Genomic DNA, 22007 nt, shown 5'->3' with positions numbered 1-22007 from the left:
GAGCAGATGAGCACGAGGACCAGGACGCGCCGTAGCCCCACACGCGGTGGGCGGTCCGCGCCGCCCACCCGGAGCAGGCCCCCGCGCCCGGGGACCGAACCGGTGACCGGAGGCAGGGCGGTGAGCCGTGCACGGGCCCCGCGTATCCCCTTCGTCCTGCTCGTGCTGTGCCTGATGGTGGCTGCGCTGGTGAGCCTGCTGGTACTGCGCAGCGTTGTGGCCCAGGAGGCCTACACCATCACGAGCCTGCAGTCGCAGAACCGAGGGCTGTCCTACCAGGAGCAGAAGCTCCAGGACGAGGTCGCGCACCTGGAGAACACCGACAGGATCGCCGAGGAGGCCGAGGAGATGGGTATGGAGCAGGGGGAGGCCCCGCTCTTCCTCGACCCGGACGAGGGTGAGGTCATCGGCGGTCAGGGAGGCGCCGAGTGAGTTCGTCCCGCGACCGGCGCCCCCGTGACCCCCGCAGGCCGGGAGCGGCGAGCCGGTCGGGCTCGCGCCCCGGCAAGCGTCCCCAACGCGAACCGCGTCGCCCCGACGGCGGCACTCGGGGACGGGCCTCCGACCGCGCGGGCGCCGACCGCACGGGCGCGCGAGAGCGCAGGGGAGGGACCGCGCGCAAGTCGGCCCCGCCGCCCCCGCCACCGCTGCTGCGCCGCACGTTCCGGCGCGGGGACCCGAAGAAGCGCCTCAAGGCCGGCGGGGTGCTCATCGTGGTGATCCTGGTGCTCTTCGCCGGCCGTCTGACCCAGATCCAGGGGTTCGAGGCCGAGGAGTACGCGGCGGCCGCCTCCGACACGCGCCTGCAGACCATCGACGTGCCGACGCTGCGGGGCCAGATCACCGACGCCGACGGGAACCCCTTCGCGCTGTCGGTCGAGGTGCGCACCGTCTTCGTCGACCCCGAGGTGATCGAGCCGGAGGAACGCGATCAGGTCGTATCGGAGCTGACCGAGAACTTCGACCTGAACGCCGACGAGGCCGCCGCGAAGGTCGACGCCGCACCCAGCCGGTACCAGGTCGTTGCCGAGGGGGTACGGCCCGACGACTGGTACGAGTTCCGGGACCTGGGCCTGTCGGGTGTGGGCGCCGAGGTCGACTACGAGCGTGTCTACCCCGACGAGACGGGAGCGGCCGACCTGATCGGGTTCGTCGGTGCGGAGGGCCACGGCCTGGAAGGGTTGGAGGGCTACATGGACGGCACCCTGGCCGGTGAGGCCGGTAAACGCCAGGTGGAGGTCGCCAACGACGGGACGCAGATCCCCATGGCCGGCGGACTCGTGCGCGAGCCCGAGCAGGGCCAGGACGTGCGCCTGACCCTGGACCGCGACATCCAGTGGCAGGCGGCCCGGACCCTGGCCGAACAGGTCGAGTCCCTGGAGGCCGAGGGCGGCAGTGCCATCGTCTCCCGACCCGATGGGGAGGTCCTGGCGATGGCCGATTATCCGTCCTACTCCCAGGAGGACATCGGTGAGACCACCGCCGAGGACTGGTCCAACGGGGCGGTGGCCGAGACCTTCGAGCCCGGCAGTACCAACAAGGTCATCACCATCGGTTCGGCCCTGGAGGAAGGGGTGACCACACCCGAGAGTGTGTTCACGGTGCCTTACTCGATGGAGTACTACGACCAGACCTTCCGCAACTCCGAGAACAAAGGCACCCAGCGCCTCACGGTCAACGGCATCATGGCCCAGTCCAGCAATGTGGGGACCATCAAGGTCGCGGACGAGGTCGGGGCCCAGTCCCTGCACTCCTACATGGACCGATTCGGGCTGGGCCGGCCCACCGGCCTGGACGTCCCGGGGGAGGAGGCCGGTGTGCTGACCGACCCCGACGACTGGTGGGGCACGCAACTGCCGTCGGTCTCCATCGGACACGGCCTGTCGGTCAACGCCGTGCAGATGGCGTCGGTCTACGCGACCATCGCCAACGGCGGCGAACGTGTCGAACCCACGGTCATCGACGGGACCGTCGACCCCGGCGGCGAGTTCACGCCGACCGAGGAACGCGAGAGCACCCGCGTGCTGAGCGAGGAGACCGCGGACCAGCTCTCCCTCATGTTGGAGGCCGTCACCAGCGACGAGGGCACCGCGCCCCAGGCACGCATCGACGGTTACCGGGTGGCGGGCAAGACCGGTACCGCGAACCGGGTCGACCCCGAGACCGGGAGCTACGAGGACGGCGGGTACACGGCGACCTTCGCCGGGTTCGCCCCGGCCGACGACCCGGAGATCGTCGTGCAGGTCGTTCTGCACAACCCCAAGAGCGCCTACTACGGCGGTGAGGCGGCCGGCCCGGTCTTCAACGACATCATGAGCTTCGCGCTCAAGTCCGAGCAGGTGCCGCCGACGGGGGAGGACCCGCCCGCGATCCGTCTGTCGGAGAAGGAGAACTGACCCGCCCGCGCGGCGGACACCTCCGGCGCCGCTCGCGCGGGCGGCGCCGGGGCCCGGCCCGGGTCAGGCCCCGGCGCGGTCGAGGTGAGCGCGGACCGAGGAGATGTGCTCGGGCCCGGTGCGGCAGCACCCGCCCACGAGCACCGCGCCCGCACGCCACCACTCCACCGCGGCCGCGCCGAACCCGGCGGGCTCACTCGTGCCCGTCCACTGCCGCGAGGCGGAGTCCCACGCCTCCCCGGAATTGGGGTAGGCCACCGCGTCCACCCCCGCCTCGGCGACCGTGCGCACCAGGGCAGGAACATGGCGCGGGGCCACACAGTTCACTCCCACCGCCACCAGAGAGCCCTCGGCGTGGGCAGGCGCGAGCTCCTCCACCACCGCCCGCAACGGGGTCCCGTCGCTGACCCGCGACCCGTCGCGGCACGACAGGCTCACCCACGCGCGCATCCCCGGCGTCTCCTCGGCCAACCGCCGCAGCGCCCGCGCCTCGGCCAGGGAGGGAACCGTCTCGCACGCCATCAGATCCGCGCCGGAGCCGGCCAGGATCTGCCAACGCTCCCGGTGCCACAGGTACAGGCCCTCCTCACCCAGGTCGTAGGCGCCCGTGTACTCCGACCCGTCGGCGAGGAACGCACCGTACGGTCCCACCCCCGCGGCGACCAGCCCCGACCCGTACGCGTCCCGCTCGGCGCGCGCCAGTTCCACCGAGCTCGCCACCACCCGTGAAGCCTCCGCCCGGGTCAGGCCGCGAGCCGTCAACGCGGGAATGCTCGCCTGGTAGCCGGCAGCGATCGCCACATCGGCGCCCGCCTCGAAGAAGTCCCGGTGCGCGCGGCGGATCACCCCCGGCTCCTCCACCAGCAGCCGGGCCGACCACAGCGAGTCGCTCAGATCACAGCCATAGGTCTCCAATCGGGTGGCCAACCCGCCGTCCAGGACCAAAGGCCCTTCTCGTGCGTCCGTAGTGTCCACCACGATCCTCTCTTTCGTCGCCGGGGCTTCGCACGCGATGCGGAGGCGGAGGGCCGCGCCCCCGGTAACCTGGACGGGAACGCCGCTCGCGTGAACCCCGCCGCACCCAGCGTGGAAATTACCGAGCGGCACCCGAGACCCGTTACCCTCCACACGTGCCACCGGTAATGCGACCTGAACACACTCAACTCCGTCCGCTGTCCGCCCTCGCGAAGCTGCTCGGGCCGGACACCACACTCCTGCGCCCGGACCTGCGCCCCGACACCCCCGAGGAGGCGCCCAGCAGGGAAGTGCACGTACGCGGAATCACCCACGACTCCAGGCAAGCCGGCCCCGGCATGCTGTACGCGGCCCTACCCGGTACCCGCGCCCACGGTGCCGACTTCGCCGACCAGGTCGCCCGCGCGGGCGCCGGGGCGATCATGACCGACGAGGCCGGGGCCGACAGAGCCGTCGCCACGGGCCTGCCGGTCCTCGTGGTCCCCGACGCCCGTGCCGCCCTCGGCCGCGCCGCCTCCTGGATCTTCGCCGATCCCGCGGAGGACCTGCTGCTGATCGGGACCACCGGCACCAGCGGCAAGACCACGATCACCTACTTGGTCGAGTCCGGTCTGCGCGCCGCCGGCATGAACACCGGCCTGGTCGGGACCGTCGAGATGCGGGTGGGCGACGAGCGGGTCCAGTCCTCCCTCACCACCCCCGAGGCCACGGACCTGCACGGCCTCTTCGCCCTCATGCGCGAGCGCGGGGTCACCACCGCCGCCATGGAGGTCTCCAGCCACGCCCTCGCCCTGGGACGCGTCGGCGGCACCCACTACGACGTCGCGGTCTTCACCAATCTGTCCCAGGACCACCTGGACTTCCACTCCGACCTGCGCGACTACTTCGAGACCAAGGCCGCGCTCTTCAGCCCCGAGTACTGCGACATCGCCGTGGTCAACGCCGACGACCGCTTCGGCCGTGCGCTGGTCGACATGGTCTCCGGGGACGGACGTGTCCCGGTCACGACGTTCGGGGTGGAGGGTTTCAGCGACGCCGATCCCTCTGCTGCCATGGTGGCCGACTGGTGCGCGGTGGAGGTCCGTATGGGCAACACCGGCAGCACCTTCCGGATCGTCGGACCCGGTGGGATGGAAGCCAAGGCCTCGGTGGCCCTGCCCGGCCCCTTCAACGTCTCCAACGCCATGGCCGCGATCGTCGGGCTGGTCGAGGCCGGTATCCCCCTGGAGACCGCGATCTCCGGTGTGGCCGCCGCACCGGGTGTGCCCGGGCGCATGGAACCGGTCATCGCCGATGGTGACCCCACTCACTTCCAGGACTTCACCGCGATCGTCGACTACTCCCACAAACCGGGGGCGATCGAGGCGGTCCTGAAAGCGCTGCGCGAGACCACCGAGGGACGCGTCCACATGGTCCTGGGCTGTGGCGGCGACCGTGACCGGGCCAAACGCCCCCTCATGGGGGAGGCCGCCGCCCGGCTCGCCGACGAGCTCGTCGTCACCAACGACAATCCGCGCACCGAGGACCCCGTCGTCATCGCCACCGCGATGCTCGAGGGCGTGACCAAGGTCCCTCAGGACCAGCGCGCCCGTGTCACCGTGGAGTTCGACCGCGCCGAGGCCATCGGTCTGGCCGTGGTCCGGGCCGAGCCCGGCGACACCGTCGTCGTGGCAGGCAAGGGCCACGAGACCGGCCAGTACGTCAAGGGCGAGGTGCTGCCCTTCGACGACCGCGAGGTGCTGCGCGGAGCCATCGACGACCGCTTGCGGATCAGTGCCCGCGAGCGCCTCGGTGACGCCCTGCGCGACATCCACCGCGCGCCCTGACCTGCGCGCCCCTGGTCCCCGCGGCACACGCGCGGGGCACACCCCGCCCGGGGTGCGGGCACGGCCCGTACCCCGTACCGTGGCGCACGGATCGTGTTCCGGACCCCTGCCGGCGATCACGAAGTGGATCATATTCCTTCACACGGGCCCCATAGGGACCTCGAACACCCCAAGATGTTCTAAGGTAGGTCCGGCAATCGCAGCCCGACACGTGCCGCCCATCGGGGCGCCCACGCACGCGGCACGGGCCGCCGTCGTGGTGAGGCCCGGCGCGGCGTCGCACACGGCATCCGCGGTGCCCATCCCCTGACCTGAAACTCCGGCCGGGTGGCCATCCGCCCTCGAGGCGTCGTGGACCGGGCCTGACATGAGGAGTGGATTTGATCGCGCTCACGCTCGATCGGATCGCTGAGATCACCCAGACCGCTCTCGGCGGATCAGCGCGCCCCGACACCGTCGTCGACGGTCCAGTCGTCATCGACTCCCGACAGGCCGCCCCCGGTGCCTTGTTCGTGGCTTTGGGCGGCGAACGCGTGGACGGCCACGAGTTCGCCACCACAGCCGTCGAGGCCGGTGCCGCGGTGGTACTGGCCTCGCGTCCGGTCGAAGCGCCCCATCTGCTGGTGGACGGCGGCGACGAGGAGGTCGTGGCGGCCCTGGCCCGCCTGGCCTCCCACGTGGCACGGCGGCTCGGCGACCCGGAACGGGGTCCCGACGCGGCCCAGATCGTCGGGATCACCGGTTCCTCCGGAAAGACCACCACCAAAGACCTCATCGCGCAGGTCGTGGACCGCACCGGGCCGACCATCGCCCCGGCCGGCTCGTTCAACAACGAGATCGGCCACCCGCTGACCGTCCTGCGCGCCGACGAGGACACCCGGAACCTGGTACTGGAGGTCGCCGCCCGCGGCATCGGCCACATCGCCCACCTGTGCGAGGTCGCCCCGCCCCGCATCGGTGTCGTCCTCAACGTCGGCAGCGCCCACATGGGCGAGTTCGGCGACCGCGACGCCATCGCCCGGGCCAAGGGCGAGCTCGTCGAGGCCCTGCCCCCGGGCAGCGACACCCCCGGCCGTGGTGGTGTCGCCGTGCTCAACGCCGACGACCCCCGGGTACGCGCCATGGCCTCCCGCACCCCCGCGCGTGTCCTCCTCTACGGAACCGGGGAGGAGGCGCACGTGCGCGCCACCGACGTGGAGCTGGGAGCGACCGGTGCCCCGTCCTTCGTCCTGCACCTGGGCGGAAACACCGTGCGGGTACAGCTCGCGCTGGTGGGAGCCCACCAGGTCCACAACGCGCTGGCCACCGCCGCTGTCGCCGCCGAACTCGGCATGGACATCGGCGAGATCGCGAGCGCCCTGGGTGAGGCGACCCCCGTCAGCCGCTGGCGTATGGAGGTCATCGAGCACGAGGGCATGACCTTCGTCAACGACGCCTACAACGCCAACCCCGAGTCCATGCGGGCAGCACTGGCCACCCTGGGTGCCTTGGCGAAGGATCGCCGCGGTGTCGCCGTGCTCGCCCACATGGCCGAACTGGGCGAGGACGGCGGCCAGGCGCACGAACGGATCGGTGCCCTGGCGGCCGAGACCGGGGTCGCACATCTGATCGTGGTCGGAGACCAGGCCGGAGGCATCGCGGACGGGGCGGAGCGCGCCGCCGACGACGGGCGCTGGCAGGGTGAGAGCATCCGAGTTCCCGACGCCGAGGCGGCCGCCGCCGCGCTGCGCGATCGGATGCGTACAGGAGACGTCATCATCGTGAAGGGATCGCGCGTGGCAGCGCTCGAAAAGGTTGTCGACCTCATCACCGAGGAGGATGCCCAGTGATCGGCATCTCCCTGGCGGCGGCGCTGTCGCTGGTCGTCTCCATGGCGCTCATGCCATGGCTGATCAATCTCCTGTACCGCTTCAAGTTCGGCCAGGAGGTCCGCGACGACGGGCCCGAGGGCCACAAGACCAAACAGGGCACGCCCACCATGGGCGGCATCGTCGTCATCCTCGGCGCCGTCGTCGGGTATTTCGGCGCCCACGCCGTGATGGTCCTGACGGGAACGGGCGCAGGACCCACCGTCTCCGGACTCCTCGTGATGTTCCTGTTCGTCGGGATGGGCTGTGTCGGTTTCCTCGACGACTTCATCAAGATCTACAAGCGCCGCAGCCTCGGACTGCGCAGCAGCGCCAAGATGGTGGGCCAGGGCGTGGTCGGTATCGGCTTCGCCTACGGCGTCACCCAGTTCCCCAACGGCTACGGCTACACCCCCGCGGCCCCCCAGCTGTCCTTCCTGCGCGACTTCGGGCCCCCGCTGATGGTCGCTCTGTTCGTGCTGTGGGCGCTGTTCCTCATCGTGGGCTTCTCCAACGCCGTCAACCTCACCGACGGACTGGACGGCCTGGCCACCGGCGCGGTCATCCTGTCGCTGGTCGCCTACATCATCATCGGCAACTGGCAGCTGCGCCAGTCCTGCGTGGAGGCGCTGACCGCCAACTGCTACCAGGTCCGCGACCCCCTCGACCTGGCCGTGGTGGCCGCCGCCGTGCTCGGCGCCTGTATCGCCTTCCTGTGGTTCAACGCCCCGCCCGCCAAGATCTTCATGGGCGACACCGGATCCCTGGCGCTGGGCGGTCTCGTCGTGGGGCTGGCCATCACCACCCGCACCCAGCTCCTGCTGCTGCTCATCGGTGGACTGTTCGTCATCATCACCATGTCGGTGATGGTGCAGATCACTTCGTTCCGGCTCACCGGCAAGCGCATCTTCCGCATGGCACCTCTGCAGCACCACTTCGAGCTCAGGGGCTGGGCCGAGACGACCATCGTGATCCGTTTCTGGATCATCCAGGGCCTGTTCGTGGCGACCGCCATCGGACTCTTCTACCTGGAATGGATGCCGAGGTAAGCGCATGGCGCACAAGACTTCCGAGCCCCCGCACGAGCACGCCGGCCCCGACCTGACCGGACGCCTGGTGTGCGTGGCCGGGCTGGGTGTGTCCGGGCCCCCGGTGGCTCGCGCACTGCTCGCCCGGGGCGCCCGCGTCACCGTGGTCGACGGCCGTGACGACGACGCCACCCGTGCGCTGGCCGCAGAACTGACACAGGACGGGGCCGAGGTCGTTCTCGGTTCCACCCCGCTGCCCGAGGGCTGCGACCTGATCGTCACCTCTCCGGGCTGGCGCCCCGACTCGCCCTTGCTGGCGCGGGCGGTGGAGACCGGCGTGGAAGTGATCGGCGACGTCGAACTCGCCTGGCGCCTGCGCCCCGCCCACCAGGTGTGGCTGGGTGTCACCGGCACCAACGGCAAGACCACCACCGTGCGCATGCTCGAGGCGATACTGCACGCCGACGGCCGCGACGCGCTGGCCGTGGGCAACGTCGGCACCCCGATCATCGACGCCGTCCTGCCCGACGAGCAGGGCCGTGTCCACGACGTTCTGGCCGTGGAACTGTCCAGCTTCCAGCTGCACTGGTCCAACACCGTGCGCCCGCACGCCGCGGTCGTGCTCAACGTCGCCCCCGACCACCTCGACTGGCACGGCGGTCTCGCCCCCTACGCACGGGACAAGGGCCGTATCTTCGCCCGCGGCACCACGCGTGTGGTCAACAACGCCGACGAATGGTCGGTGCGCCTGGCCGAGGAGGGCGACCCGCACACGCCCTCCGTCGGCCTGCGATTGGACACCCCCCGCCCGGCCGAGCTCGGTGTGGTCGAGGACCTGCTGGTCGACCGGGCCTTCGTGCCCGACCCGGTCCGCGGGGCCGAAGAGCTGGCCCACCTCTGCGACGTGCGCCCGGCCGGCCCGCACAACGTCGCCAACGCCCTGGCCGCAGCGGCCCTGGCCCGTTCGATCGGGGTCGCGCCCGCGTCCGTGCGCGCCGGCCTGCAGGCCTTCGAACCCGAACCGCACCGCATCTCCCACGTGGCCTCGGTCGGGGGCGTGGACTACGTCGACGACTCCAAGGCCACCAACCCGCACGCCGCGCTGGCCTCGCTGCGGGCCTTCGAGTCGGTGGTGTGGGTCGCCGGCGGACTCCTCAAGGGTGCCGAGGTCGACGAGCTCGTCGACACGGCCGCCGACCGCCTGCGCGCCGCCGTGCTCCTGGGCGCCGACCGGGCACAGATCCGCGAGGCCCTGTCCGCCCGCCTGCCCGACCTGCCCGTGGTGGAGGTCGCCGGCCCGGCGGGGGACGCACCCGCCGACCACGGGGTCATGGACGCCGTGGTCGCCGAGGCCGCCGCGCTGGCGGGCAAGGGCGACACCGTCCTGCTCGCCCCGGCCGCCGCGTCCATGGACATGTTCGTCAACTATCACGAGCGCGGTGACCTGTTCACCGAGGCGGTCCAGCGACTTCGCTGAGTGCTCGCCTGGGGCCCGTGCGTCATTTTTCGGCGCGCGGGCCCCGAACATGTGCGCACTACCATTCGAGCGCCCGCCGAAGATGGCCAACACGCGGAAAATGTCCACCGTTCCCGACCCGCCGGTACGCCACTATTGAGGCGCGAATGGTGCGGAGGGCGCGGATGGCGACGACGACGGCCCCGGGCAGGACCGGGGCACCGAAACCGAAGAAGAGCAAGGACAGCGGGCGGCCGCGCCCGCTGTGGCATGATTGGCTCCGTTCCCTCGACCGGCCCCTGACCTCCTACTATCTGGTCCTCGCCACGAGCCTGTTGCTCATCGGCCTGGGTCTGGTCATGGTGCTGTCCTCGACGATGGTCGACTCCATCACCGAGACCGGGTCGGCCTTCTCCATGTTCCAGCGCCAGCTCGTCTCGGCCGCGGTCGGGCTGCCGCTGATGCTGCTGGCGGCCCAGAGCCCGGTGTGGGTCTTTCGACTCGTGGGTTACCCGGCGATGATCGTGTCGGTGGCGCTGTTGCTGCTCACCGTCTTCCACGGCACCGAGGTCAACGGCGCGATGCGTTGGCTGGACGTCGGCGGAATGCTCATCCAGCCCTCCGAACCCGCCAAGCTCGCCTTCGCCCTGTGGGGCGCCAACATCCTCGCCCGCAAGGACGAGCTGCGCGAACTCACCGAGTGGCGCCATCTGCTCATCCCGCTGCTGCCCGGGTGCGGGCTGCTGACCATGCTGGTCCTGCTCGGATCGGACCTGTCCACCACCCTCGTGCTGCTGCTGATCTTCCTCGCGCTGCTGTGGGTGGCCGGTGCACCCGGCAGGCTCTTCGTGGTGATGTTCGGCCTGGTTCTGGGGCTGGCAGCGGTCGTCATCGCCATCGAACCCTTCCGGATCGAGCGTGTGACCGCCTTCCTCGATCCCGCGGCCGATTCCGGCGGCGACGGTTACCAGTCCCTGCACGGCCTCTACGCCCTCGGTACCGGGGGCCTGTTCGGTGTGGGCATCGGTGCCAGCCGCGAGAAATGGGGTTTCCTCCCCTTCGCCGAGTCCGACTTCATCTTCGCCATCATCGGCGAGGAGTTCGGGCTGCTCGGTACCGTCGTGGTCCTGTGCCTGTTCGGGGTACTGGGGTACGCCGGGTTGCGGGTGGCCACCCGGGTCAAGGACCCCTTCGCCCGCCTGGCTGCCGCGGCCATCGTGACGTGGGTCATCGGCCAGTCCATGATCAACATCGCCGCTGTGATCGGCCTCGTCCCCGTCACCGGGATCCCGCTTCCGCTGGTCTCCTACGGTGGTTCGTCGCTGATCCCCACGATGTTGGCGCTCGGGATCCTGCTCAGCCTGGCCCGTGCCGAACCGAAGGCCCAGAGGGCGCTGGCGGCTCGCGGACCGAGCCGGGTCCAAAGGGCTCTAAGCTGGCTGGGACTGGACAAGACGCCCACCTCCGGTGACGAACGGGGCACGGCTGCGTCGTCCGGGAGCGCCAAGCGGGCCCCGCGCAAGTCGGGCGCGCGTGGACCCAAGACAACGGTCAAGCACAGGAGCGGACCGGTCCCGGCGGGGGACCGGCCAAGGAGGAATAGGCGACGATGAGGGTAGCCCTCGCCGGAGGCGGCACGGCCGGGCATATCGAGCCCGCACTCTCCCTTGCGGACGCGCTGCGGCGCATCGACCCGGACACGGAGATCCTGTGCCTGGGGACCGAGCGGGGACTGGAGAATCGACTCGTACCCATGCGCGGCTACGAGCTGGGCCTGATCCCCGCGGTGCCCTTGCCCCGCAGGATCACCCCCGGGCTCCTGACCGTGCCCGGAAAGCTTGCCGGCGCACTCAGTGCCGCCGGTGAACAGCTCGACCGCATCCAGGCCGACGTACTGGTCGGTTTCGGCGGTTACGTGGCCACTCCCGGGTACTTGGCCGCCCGTCGTCGGCGCATCCCCACCATCGTGCACGAGGCCAACCCGCTGCCGGGGCTCGCCAACCGCCTCGGTGCTCGCCTGACCCCGCACGTCTACACCGGTCACCCCCACACCCAGATCCGCAACGGGCGCTTCGTCGGCATTCCGCTGCGCGAACAGGTCTCCTCCCTGGACCGCCTGGCCATGGGCGACAAGGCGCGTGCCTACTTCGGCCTGCGTCCCGACCTGCCCACCCTGCTCATCTTCGGCGGGTCCCAGGGCGCCCAGCGGCTCAACGAGACCGCCTTCTCCGCGGTGTCGGCCTTCGCCCGCGCCGGTGTGCAGGTCCTGCACGTGGTCGGCCCCAAGAACGCCGAGGAGCCCCGGGACCTCACCCAGGACGGTGTCCCCTACGTCGCCGTCCCCTACGTCGACCGTATGGACATGGCCTACGCCGCGGCCGACGTCGCCATGTGCCGCTCCGGTGCCATGACCTGCGCCGAACTCACGGCCGTCGGGTTGCCCGGCGCCTTCGTGCCCCTGGCCATCGGCAACGGGGAGCAGCGCCTCAACGCCGAACCCATCGTCGGGGCCGGCGGTGGTGTCATGATCGACAACGCCGACATCTCCACCGACTGGATCACCAGCGAACTCATCCCCATGCTCACCGACACCGACCGGATCGTCTCGATGTCCGAGGCCGCCTCCCGCATGGGGCGCCGCGACGCCGACATGGAACTGGCCCGCGAGGTCATGGCCATCGCCCGCGGCGACAAACCCACACCCGACATGCACGTCTCCGAGGACGAGCTCGACGAGGAGTTCGAGGACGACGGGAAGGACACACGATGAGCCTGGTCCCGACGACCGACCCGGTCCCCGTCGACAAATTGGGCCCCACTCACTTCATCGGCCTGGGCGGGGCCGGTATGTCCGGTATTGCCCGAGTCCTGCTGCAGTCGGGCGTCGAGGTCTCCGGCAGCGACGCACGCGACAGCGACACCCTGCGTGAACTCGAGCAGATGGGTGCCCACGTCCACGTGGGCCACGCCGCCGAGAACCTGGGCCACGCCGAGACCCTCGTGGTCTCCTCCGCCATCCGCGAGGACAACCCCGAGCTCGCGGAGGCCCGGCGCCGCGGCCTGCGCGTTCTGCCGCGTGCCGCCGCCCTCGGCGCCCTGCTGTTGGGCCGCGAGGGTGTCGCGGTCTCGGGCACCCACGGCAAGACCACCACGACCTCCATGGTCACCGTGGTCCTGCAGCACCTGGGCGCCGACCCCGGATACGTCATCGGCGGCAAGCTCGTCACCACCGGCCTGGGTGCCGACGCCGGCATCGGCGGACCCATCGCCGTGGAGGCCGACGAGAGCGACGGCTCCTTCCTCATGCTCTCGCCCGAGATCGCCGTGGTCACCAACGTCGAGGCCGACCATCTCGACAACTACAGCGGCCTGGAGGAGATCCACGCCAACTTCGCCTCGTTCGTCGACCGGGTCGGGCGCACCCTCATCGTGGGGATCGACGACCCCGGCGCGCGGGAGGTCGCCGAACTGGCACGCCGACGTGGCAAGCGGGTCCTGACCTACGGCGAGGAGGCCTCGGCCGACTACCGGGTCGCCGGCATCCGTGCCCGCGGATTCACCACCGAGTTCACCCTGCACACCGAAGGCAACGATCCCGTCGTGGGACAGCTCGCGGTGCCGGGCCTGCACAACGTCCTCAACGCCGCCGCGGCCGTGGCCGTGGCCGACGAACTCGGCCACGATCTGGAGGTCGCGGTCGAGGGCATCGCCGACTTCGCCGGTGCCGCCCGCCGTTTCGAGCTCAAGGGCGAGGGCGGCGGCGTGGGTGTCTACGACAGCTACGCCCATCACCCCACCGAGATCGGGGCGGACCTGCACGCCACCCGTGCGGCCCTGGACTCCTTCGGTGAGGAGTCCCCCGATCTTGCCGGGGGCCGGATCGTGGCTGTCTTCCAGCCCCACCTGTACAGCCGCACCCGGTTCTTCGCCGACGAGTTCGCCGCCGCGCTCGACCTGGCCGACCAGGTCGTGGTCATGGAGGTCTACGCTGCCCGGGAGGACCCCGAACCCGGCGTGACCGGGGAACTCATCACCTCCCGTATCGACCGGGAGGGCGTGTGGTACGTGCCCGGACGCGAACAGGTGGTCCGCAAGGCCGCCGAACTCGCCCGCCCCGGAGACCTCGTGCTGACCATGGGCGCCGGCGACGTCACCGAGCTGGGCCCGCACATCGTCGAGGCTCTGGCCGAAGCCGCCGAGCCCGGTGAGGGCGCTCCGGNACACCCGGCCCCGTCAGCGCACCCGCCCCGCCGTTCGCGTGGTGAGGTGGTCGGGCAGAGACTGTGTGGACGACGGGAGCGTGGAGTGGGCACCGAGCCGAAGGAGAAGAAGGGCAAGAAGGCCGGGAAGGGTGCCTCCGCCGAGGACGGACCGGGAAAGACGCGGTCCCGCAAGGTGAAGAAGCCCGCCGGGGGAAAGAAGGCCGGGAACGCCGGGGCCGGCAAGGGCCGTCCCGACACGAATCGGGGCACCGAACCGCAGGGCGCCGCTCCGGACGGGTCCGATCCCTGGAAACTCGCTTTCGTGGCCCTGCTCGTGGTCGGCCTGGTGTGTGTGGTCGCCTGGCTCCTGATGGGATCGCGTCTGCTCGTGGTGCGCGAGGTCGCCGCCGAAGGGCTCGAACGTGTACCCGAACAAGAGGTCGTGCAGGCCGTCGGCGTGGAAACCGGTACCCCGCTGATCCGTGTCGACCTGAACGCGGCCGAGAGCCGCGTCGCCGACCTCGACCTGGTCGAGGAGGTCGAGGTCACCCGGGGCTGGCCCGCCACTCTGCGTGTCGAGGTCCTCGAACGCCGACCCGTCCTCGCCGTCCCCATGGAGGAGGGATACCGCCTCGTCGACGGCGACGGAATCCGTATCGAGGACTCCGACACCCGCCCCGGAGCCCAACCGCTCGTGAACGTGAGCGGGGAGGTCGAGGGCAACGCCGGTGTGCGTGCGGCAGCCGACATCGTCGAGTCCGCCCCCGATTCCCTCCTCGCCCAGATACAGCTCGTCGACGCATCCGAGGGCGGCGAGATCGCCGTCCGGCTGGCCGACGGGTCCACCGTGGAGTGGGGCGGGGCCGCCGAGACCGAGGAGAAGAGCGACGTCCTGAGGGTGCTCATGAGCGAACATCCTCCACAGGAAGGCCAGGTCTACGACGTGTCCGACCCCGGCCTCGCCATCGTCCGATGAAACACACACCACTACCGGCCCAAAGAAACGGACGCTCCGGGAAAAGAGGGGAACCGGGGTATCCGGTCGCCGATGTTCGGCACGAGCGCGGCCCGCACCTTCCGTGGCGTTGGACATTCAGGACGCGACGCGCCGGGTGCGCGCTTGGCTTCCGCGTGTTATGCGCCGTTAGGCTGATGCCGTGACTGGTTGCCCGTGGTCGGCGGCCCGCTTACTGTCGGGGACACAACCTCGGTCAACTGAGCAGCAAGACACGCTTGTCGGGGTGCTTGGGAAACGTTCCGTTCCGCCCCATGGTGGAGCACACCACCCAACGGTGGCGCCGGAACGGACCCGAAGACCCCGGGGCACCCGGACTCCGCGAGCACACGCCCGCGAGCACGGGGCCCCGAAACGCAGACTGTAGAACCGGATGTCGGACCGGCAGGACCCACCCGGTGGCACAACGCCGTCGGACACGGTGCCGGAAAGGCACATTGCGAGCGGAAAGGCCCCTCGTCGTGGCAGCACCGCAGAACTACCTCGCGGTCATCAAAGTCGTCGGCATCGGCGGCGGCGGTGTCAACGCCGTCAACCGAATGATCGAAGAGGGGCTCAAGGGCGTCGAGTTCATCGCGATCAATACCGATGCCCAGGCGCTGTTGATGAGCGATGCCGACGTCAAGCTCGACGTCGGCCGTGAACTCACCCGCGGTCTGGGCGCCGGAGCCAACCCCGAAGTGGGTGGCAAGGCGGCCGAGGATCACCGTGAGGAGATCGAAGAAGTCCTCAAGGGCGCCGACATGGTCTTCGTGACCGCAGGGGAGGGCGGCGGCACCGGAACAGGGGGCGCCCCGGTCGTGGCCAACATCGCCCGCTCCCTCGGCGCCCTGACCATCGGTGTGGTCACCCGGCCTTTCGGTTTCGAGGGCAAGCGCCGGGCCACCCAAGCCGAGTCCGGCATCGCGATGCTCCGAGAGGAGGTCGACACGCTGATCGTGATTCCCAACGACCGGCTCCTGTCGATCTCCGACCGTCAGGTCAGTGTCCTGGACGCCTTCAAGGCGGCCGATCAGGTCCTGCTCTCGGGTGTTCAGGGCATCACCGACCTGATCACGACGCCGGGCCTGATCAACCTCGACTTCGCCGACGTCAAATCGGTGATGTCCGGAGCAGGATCCGCGCTCATGGGAATCGGGTCCGCGAGAGGGGACGATCGGGCGGTCGCGGCCGCCGAGATGGCGATCTCCTCGCCCTTGCTCGAAGCCAGTATCGATGGGGCACACGGGGTCCTGCTCTCCATTCAGGGCGGGTCCGATCTGGGCCTCTTCGAAATCAACGAAGCCGCGCAACTGGTGGCCAACTCAGCGGCGTCCGAAGCCAACATCATCTTCGGCGCGGTCATCGACGACGCACTCGGGGACGAGGTCCGAGTGACGGTGATAGCCGCAGGATTCGACGAACCCGAGGTCACCGGGCCGGTCGTGCGGGAGCACAAGCCGGTGGACCCTCCTGAGGCCGACGCCCCCAAGGTGGGCATCACGTCCGGTCGGAGGGAGCCGTCCTCCGGGACGAGCCGACCCGCCGCGGGCGCGAGTGGGACGTCGGCCGACACCACGCCCTGGATCACCGGTACGGCCCGCCCCGAACGGAGCCGCCCCGCTCCTGCGCCCGAGCCGGCCCGGGAGCGGCCCACGCAGCACGCTCAGCCTGCTCGGCCCGCTGCACCTGCGCAGCCTTCTCGGCCTGCTGCGCCTGCGCAGCCCGCCGAGCCGGTACAGCCCGAGCAGAGCAGCCCGGTTCCCCGGGCTCCGGCCGAGCCCGAGGAACCGACCGCGCCCTGGCACCACCGGTCGGAACCCGAACCGCCGGCCGAGCCCGAGCCCGAGGCCCCGGTGCAGGAGGTCCCCGAGGACCCGGCCCCGCACGGCGGACCCGCTCCGCGCAGTGAGAGCACATACGGGCCCGCGGAGGAGCCCGAGGAGCAGGTCGAACGGGACGAGGAGCAGTCCGGCCCCATCCAGGCGGTCTCCGACAGCTCCTCAGAGCGCCGGGAGTCCTCGGCCCCCCGCCGCAGGGTCATCTTCGACGACCCCGACGACCTGGACGTGCCGGAGTTCCTGAAGTAGCTCTCCCGCACCCGGATATCATCGATGTGTCAACCGGCCCCGCCGATCCCGGCGGGGCCGTCGCCGCGCCGGGGGCACCCCAGGCCCCCGGTCCAGGGAAGGGCCACAGGCACACCGATGGGAAACGTCGTCGATCTCGGCCACGGGGTCCGGGCCGCCGTCACCGAGCGTGCGGGCGGTGTGAGCACCGCACCCTACGACTCGCTCAACATGGGTCTGGGAACAGGGGACCAGCGCGAGGCCGTCCTGGCCAACCGCCGGGCCGCGGCCACCGAGTACGGCTTCGACCCCGACCGCGTCGTGTGGATGAATCAGGTGCACAGCACCGATGTCCTGGTCGCCGACGCCCCTGGCGGGGTCGGTACCTGCGACGCGGTGGTCACCACACGCCCCGACCTGGTCCTGGCCTCGCTCGCCGCCGACTGCCTGCCGGTGATGGCCGCCGAGGGGCGTGCGGGGGTGCTGGGCGCGGCCCACTCCGGGCGCCAGGGCACCGCCGGAGGGGTCGCTGTGCGGTTGGTCGAGGAGATGGTGCGCCAGGGCGCCGAGCTCGACCGCATCAGTGTCTTCCTCGGCCCCACGATCTGTGGCTCCTGTTACGAGGTCCCGCCGGAGATGCAGGCCGAGACCGCACGTCTGGTTCCGGAGGCCGCCTCCACCACCCGGCAGGGCACCACCGGCGTGGACATGCTCGCCGCCGTGACCGCGCAGCTGTACGGGGCCGGTATCGGTCACGTCGCCGCCGACGGCCGCTGCACCCTGGAGAGCTCCGAACTGTTCTCCCACCGTCGCGGAGCCCCCACCGGGCGCTTCGCCTCGTTCGTCTGGCGCGGCTGAACCGCATGCTGCGTCCGGACCTTCGCGCTGTTCTGCTGTAGCGGGACGCACAGCGCCCTGCACCGACCCGAGAAGAGGAATCGCCACCGTGCCACCCACCGATCCCGAGCGCGTCGAGCAGGTCCGCGCAAATCTGCGGGCCGCCCGGTCCAGGATCGAGGCCGCCTGTACCGATTCCGGGCGCGACCCGAAAGAGGTGTCCCTGGTCGCGGTGACCAAGACCTATCCCGCCGACGATGTGCGCATTCTCGCCTCGCTGGGGGTGACCGACGTGGGGGAGAACCGTGACCAGGAGGCCGCGCCCAAGGTCGCGGAGACCGCCGACCTCGACCTGACCTGGCACTTCGTGGGCCAGCTCCAGAGCAACAAGGCCCGCTCGGTGGCCCGTTACGCCGACTACGTGCACTCGGTGGACCGTGCCAAGATCGCCCGCACGCTGGGGGAGGGTGCCGCGGCCGCCGAGCGCGGGATCACATGCCTGGTCCAGGTCAACCTCGACGAGGACTCCCGTGCCGGTGTGATCGGCAGCAGAGGAGGTGTGGACCCCTCCGACACGCTCGAGCTCGCCGACCGTATCGAAGAACAGGAACGGCTCTCGATCGGCGGTGTCATGGCGGTCGCACCCTTGGGAGGGGACCCCTCGCAGGCGTTCGCGCGTCTATACGAGGTGGCTTGCCGGTTGCGTGATCGTTACCCTCGGGCCACGGCGATCTCCGCGGGCATGAGTGGTGACCTCGAGGCCGCGATCGAGCGAGGAGCAACACACCTGCGGATCGGCACGGCGTTGCTCGGAGAACGGGAACCCATCGTGGGGTAATGTCCCCACATGGACCTTGGGGCCCGTCTGTGGAGTTCGCCCGGATGAGCGAATGGCCCACCCACCAGGGGTTGGCGGGCGAGTACAGAGGAAGTCGGCTGCGGTGAAGACCGCGGGGACGACGGAGGGCATGAGATGGCCGGCGCGATGCGCAAGATGGCGGTCTACCTCGGCCTCGTGGAGGACGACCGTTACGATCACCGCTATGCGGACGAATATGATGAGTTCGACGATTTCGACGAGGTCGTGGACGAGCAGCGTGACCGTGACGCAGTCGCTCCGCGAGAAGAGGGAACACGAGGCGAGGACGTGAGCGACACCGGCGACTACCCGGGAACGGGTGACCGACGGGCTGGAACGACCGCGACCGCTTCGATGGACGACCTCGCTCGGATCACCACGCTCCATCCGCGCACGTACAACGAGGCGCGTACGATCGGAGAACACTTCCGGGAAGGCACTCCGGTGATCATGAACCTGACCGAGATGGTCGACAGCGACGCCAAGCGTCTCGTCGACTTCGCGGCTGGTCTGATCTTCGGTCTGCATGGCAGTATCGAACGCGTGACCAACAAGGTGTTCCTGCTGTCCCCGGCCAACGTCGAAGTGACCGCGGAAGACAAGGCGCGGATCGCTGAGCGAGGGTTCTTCAATCAGAGCTAGACCATCACATTTGTCCAGAGATTGGGTCGAGGAACGACCGTGAGTATCGTCCTGTCCGTGCTGCTCGCCGCACTCCAGCTGTTCGTGTTCGTGCTGATTGCGAGAGTGGTCCTGGAGATGGTGCAGTCCTTCTCCAGGACGTGGCGCCCCAGCGGGTTCGTGCTCGTGCTCGCCGAGATCGTCTACACGATCACCGACCCACCCCTGAAGTTCCTGCGGAAGTTCATCAAACCGGTGCGTTTGGGGAGCATCGCACTCGACCTGAGTGTCCTGGTCCTCTTCCTCATCGTGTGGATTCTCATGAGCTTCATCGGGGCACTGCAAGTCGCTTAGGGACCTGCGCCCGGGGCTGAAAAAGCAACCTCGGGCTCCGCTATGTGGTCTTGGTCATGATCTGGATTGCCGTGAGGTCACGATCAGGTAGCGTCCCTACGGACAGACTCCAAGCGCGCCAAGGAGACGAACATGCCGCTGACACCCGCCGATGTGCGGAACAAGCAGTTCAGCACGACCCGGCTTCGACCGGGGTATGACGAAGAGGAGGTCGACGCCTTCCTCGACGAGGTCGAGTCCGAGCTCGACCGCCTCATCCAGGAGAACGAGGAGCTGCGCGGCAAGCTGGCCGAGTGCCTGCGGGGCAAGGTGCCCAACGCCGGCATGCAGGACTTCCAGCAGCCCCAGGAGCAGCAGCAGGCCCCTGAGCAGCCTCAGCAGCAGCCCCAGCAGCAGCCCGAGCCGGCCCAGCCCCAGCCTCAGCCCCAGGCGCAGGCGCAGGCCCCCGCCGAGCCCCAGCCGCAGGCTTCCCAGGCCCCCGTCGCCCCCGTTCCCCAGATGCCCGCCGGAATGACCGGTGCCAACCTCGCCATGGGCGGCGAGGAGAACATGGACACCGCCTCCCGCATCCTCGCCCTGGCTCAGCAGACCGCCGACCAGGCGATCTCCGACGCGCGCCGCGAGGCCGACGAGACGCTCGGCCGTGCCCGCAACGAGTCCGAGGACATCCTCGGCAAGGCTCGTCGCCAGGCCGACCAGATCATCGGTGAGGCCCGCGCCCGTTCCGAGAACCTGGACCGCGACGCCCAGGAGCGCCACCGCCAGGTCATGGGCAGCCTCGTGCAGCAGCGCGAGGAGCTGGAGCACAAGGTCAACGTCCTCAAGGACTTCGAGCGCGAGTACCGCAGCCGCCTCAAGGACTACTTCGAGCGACAGCTCAACGAGCTCAAGAACGAGGAAGAGAAGGCCAAGTCGGCCGACATCAACCCGAACACCACGGGTGGCTTCCAGACCATGGGCCCGCAGTCCGGCGGTAACCCGGGCATGCAGCAGCAGCCCAACCCCGGCGCCAACCCCTTCGGCCAGCCCGAGCCGGCTCAGCACGGCGGCGGCTACCACCCCGGTGAAGCCCCGCACGAGCGGCGCTGACACCAAACGGCCGTGACGACAGCGGCCTGTTCGGCTCCGAACAAGTGAAGACTCCGGTACGACACGTGTAAAGGCCTTGGTCGACCCGTGATCCTCAGCATCCTCGCGACCGTGGCGGTCCTGGCGGCGATCGCCGTCATGCTCTCCGCCCTGGTGTTCGCCGAGACGGTTCTGGTGTACATCGCACTGGGCCTCGGCGCTACGAGCGTCCTCCTCCTGGTCGGTGCTCTCGTGCAGCAGAGGAGCGGTACGACCGGACCGGAACCCGAGCTCTCCGGGACGGACGGTTTGGGGAAGTCGTCCGTCCCCGTAACACAGGCAGGGGCCCTCGCGACGGGGGCCACAGCCATGGATTCCGTGCCCGACACGGCCGAGCCGGAGGACAGCAGGCGCGTGCCCGCACCGGCGAGCGAGCCGGTGCGGGATGTCTCTGTCCCAGGGACCGACACCGTGGAGGAGGGCACCGAATACGGAGACCCGGAGTACGAGGTCCCCCGTTGGCAGACGCCCACCCAGGGCGACCGGCCCGCCCCGGACAGGGGCCACGTCCCCGCTCCGGAGGAATGCACCGACGAGGAGAGGACCTCCGCCCCTGCCGCAACGGCGGGCGCCTCGGTCTTCGACGACGAAGAGGTCCCCTTCTCGAACAGCGTCCGCGAAGCGGAAGCCGAGAGCGAGGAGAGCGGCGACCCTTCCTGGAACTTCCCTCCCGTTGCGGACACGGTCCCCGACGAGGAGCAGACTTCCGCGCCCGAACAGGCCGAGCCCGAAGAGGCTCCCGCGACGGCGCGTGATCCCGGCACCGATGACGGCGAACCCGTTAACGAGGACGGTACGGACGCCTCCGGTGCCGAGGCCCTCGAGGACGATGAGCCCGCGGAGGCCCTCGAGGACGAAGGACCCGCCACCGAGCTCTCCGGCCCCCGAGAGGATGCGGATCCCGAGCTCACCTCCGACACCGTGGACGGGGTTTCCGAGGACGATCGCCCCGCGGAGAGCGTGCGCTCCTCCGATGAGGACCGGGGGACGGCCACAGAGGTCGAGCCCGACACGGAGGGCCCCGCCGAGGCCGAGGACGGACAGGACGTCCCCGAGGACGGGACCGCGTCCGCCGAGGCCGGTACCGAAGAGCCGCTCGAGCGCGAGTCGGCCGACGACGATCCTGTTCCGGCCCCCGAGGCGGGCCAGGACGAGGAACCGGGCCAGGCCACCGAGGACGGGCCCTCGGTCGACGGGACGGCGGCGGAGGACAGCGATGCCGAACAGGTCCCCGCCGACGCCGACACCGGGACCCCCGAGGACGAGGCGGGCGAACACGCCGTCGCTTACGCGGTCATCGTCGACAGCGACCCTGCTGCTCGTGAGACCGACACCGTGAGTGCTGAGGACCCCGGTTCCTCCCGCTGACACCGCTGCCGCACGCTTGCGCGCTGTGCTCCCCGCTCCAGTGCCCG

Annotated in this window: 17 protein-coding genes and 1 pseudogene; 17 read left to right on the top strand and 1 reads right to left on the bottom strand. The window is 70.2% G+C overall.

The window, feature by feature from the left end; translation table 11 throughout:
- The first annotated feature begins 120 nt into the window (after window positions 1-120).
- The gene (locus tag D473_RS0105305) at window positions 121-432 is read left to right on the top strand and encodes a hypothetical protein (protein WP_017608047.1); all 312 of its coding nucleotides are present in this window, start codon (window positions 121-123) and stop codon (window positions 430-432) included.
- A complete protein-coding gene (locus D473_RS0105300) occupies window positions 429-2396 on the top strand; it encodes a peptidoglycan D,D-transpeptidase FtsI family protein (RefSeq protein WP_026126619.1) in 1968 nt (655 codons plus the stop codon). The genes D473_RS0105305 and D473_RS0105300 overlap by 4 nt, the downstream gene beginning before the upstream one ends.
- A gap of 63 nt (window positions 2397-2459) precedes the next feature.
- Here the strand turns inward: D473_RS0105300 and mmuM are convergent, their stop codons facing one another.
- A complete protein-coding gene (gene mmuM / locus D473_RS0105295) occupies window positions 2460-3371 on the bottom strand; it encodes a homocysteine S-methyltransferase (RefSeq protein WP_193373253.1) in 912 nt (303 codons plus the stop codon).
- Window positions 3372-3538: 167 nt separating this feature from the next.
- Here mmuM and D473_RS0105290 point away from each other — a divergent pair, with 167 nt between their 5' ends.
- The 15 genes and pseudogenes from D473_RS0105290 (at window position 3539) to D473_RS0105225 (ending at window position 21960) form a co-directional block, all read left to right on the top strand.
- Window positions 3539-5197: a UDP-N-acetylmuramoyl-L-alanyl-D-glutamate--2,6-diaminopimelate ligase gene (locus D473_RS0105290; RefSeq protein WP_017608044.1), complete on the top strand. Its 1659-nt coding sequence runs from the start codon at window positions 3539-3541 to the stop codon at window positions 5195-5197.
- Between the two features lie 380 nt (window positions 5198-5577).
- Window positions 5578-7026, top strand: coding sequence for a UDP-N-acetylmuramoyl-tripeptide--D-alanyl-D-alanine ligase (locus tag D473_RS0105285; protein ID WP_017608043.1), 1449 nt, complete (start codon window positions 5578-5580; stop codon window positions 7024-7026).
- Window positions 7023-8093 (top strand): phospho-N-acetylmuramoyl-pentapeptide-transferase, encoded by a 1071-nt coding sequence (gene mraY, locus D473_RS0105280; RefSeq protein WP_017608042.1) that lies wholly within the window; start codon window positions 7023-7025, stop codon window positions 8091-8093. Before D473_RS0105285 ends, mraY begins: the two co-directional genes overlap by 4 nt.
- Before the next feature lie 4 nt (window positions 8094-8097).
- Window positions 8098-9549 carry a UDP-N-acetylmuramoyl-L-alanine--D-glutamate ligase gene (murD, locus tag D473_RS0105275; protein ID WP_017608041.1) on the top strand — a complete coding sequence of 484 codons (1452 nt, stop codon included), beginning with the start codon at window positions 8098-8100 and terminating at the stop codon, window positions 9547-9549.
- A 164-nt stretch (window positions 9550-9713) separates the two neighbouring features.
- A complete protein-coding gene (gene ftsW, locus D473_RS0105270) occupies window positions 9714-11141 on the top strand; it encodes a putative lipid II flippase FtsW (RefSeq protein WP_017608040.1) in 1428 nt (475 codons plus the stop codon).
- A complete protein-coding gene (murG, locus tag D473_RS0105265) occupies window positions 11138-12298 on the top strand; it encodes an undecaprenyldiphospho-muramoylpentapeptide beta-N-acetylglucosaminyltransferase (RefSeq protein WP_017608039.1) in 1161 nt (386 codons plus the stop codon). Before ftsW ends, murG begins: the two co-directional genes overlap by 4 nt.
- A pseudogene (gene murC / locus D473_RS24230) lies at window positions 12295-13728 on the top strand (UDP-N-acetylmuramate--L-alanine ligase); the annotation flags it as partial. The gene murG and the pseudogene murC, both read left to right, overlap by 4 nt.
- Window positions 13729-13833: 105 nt before the next feature.
- Complete coding sequence (locus D473_RS26360; protein WP_083917918.1) at window positions 13834-14706, top strand: cell division protein FtsQ/DivIB; 873 nt, start codon at window positions 13834-13836, stop codon at window positions 14704-14706.
- A gap of 500 nt (window positions 14707-15206) precedes the next feature.
- Window positions 15207-16814, top strand: a complete 1608-nt coding sequence (ftsZ, locus tag D473_RS0105255; protein ID WP_017608037.1) for a cell division protein FtsZ — start codon at window positions 15207-15209, stop codon at window positions 16812-16814.
- A gap of 117 nt (window positions 16815-16931) precedes the next feature.
- A complete protein-coding gene (gene pgeF / locus D473_RS0105250; RefSeq protein ID WP_017608036.1) occupies window positions 16932-17651 on the top strand; it encodes a peptidoglycan editing factor PgeF in 720 nt (239 codons plus the stop codon).
- An 88-nt stretch (window positions 17652-17739) separates the two neighbouring features.
- Window positions 17740-18468: a YggS family pyridoxal phosphate-dependent enzyme gene (locus tag D473_RS0105245; protein WP_017608035.1), complete on the top strand. Its 729-nt coding sequence runs from the start codon at window positions 17740-17742 to the stop codon at window positions 18466-18468.
- Between the two features lie 135 nt (window positions 18469-18603).
- Window positions 18604-19131, top strand: coding sequence for a cell division protein SepF (locus tag D473_RS0105240; RefSeq protein ID WP_017608034.1), 528 nt, complete (start codon window positions 18604-18606; stop codon window positions 19129-19131).
- 39 nt (window positions 19132-19170) lie between these two features.
- The gene (locus D473_RS0105235; protein ID WP_017608033.1) at window positions 19171-19464 is read left to right on the top strand and encodes a YggT family protein; all 294 of its coding nucleotides are present in this window, start codon (window positions 19171-19173) and stop codon (window positions 19462-19464) included.
- Between the two features lie 132 nt (window positions 19465-19596).
- Complete coding sequence (locus tag D473_RS0105230; protein WP_017608032.1) at window positions 19597-20553, top strand: DivIVA domain-containing protein; 957 nt, start codon at window positions 19597-19599, stop codon at window positions 20551-20553.
- An 87-nt stretch (window positions 20554-20640) separates the two neighbouring features.
- Window positions 20641-21960: a hypothetical protein gene (locus tag D473_RS0105225; RefSeq protein WP_020380407.1), complete on the top strand. Its 1320-nt coding sequence runs from the start codon at window positions 20641-20643 to the stop codon at window positions 21958-21960.
- The last annotated feature ends 47 nt before the right edge of the window (window positions 21961-22007 follow it).

This window comes from Nocardiopsis xinjiangensis YIM 90004 (assembly GCF_000341145.1).
GTDB classification, from domain to species: Bacteria; Actinomycetota; Actinomycetes; order Streptosporangiales; family Streptosporangiaceae; genus Nocardiopsis; species Nocardiopsis xinjiangensis.
Note: the sequence above shows the minus strand (reverse complement) of the source record. Positions and strands in the feature narration are given on the sequence as shown.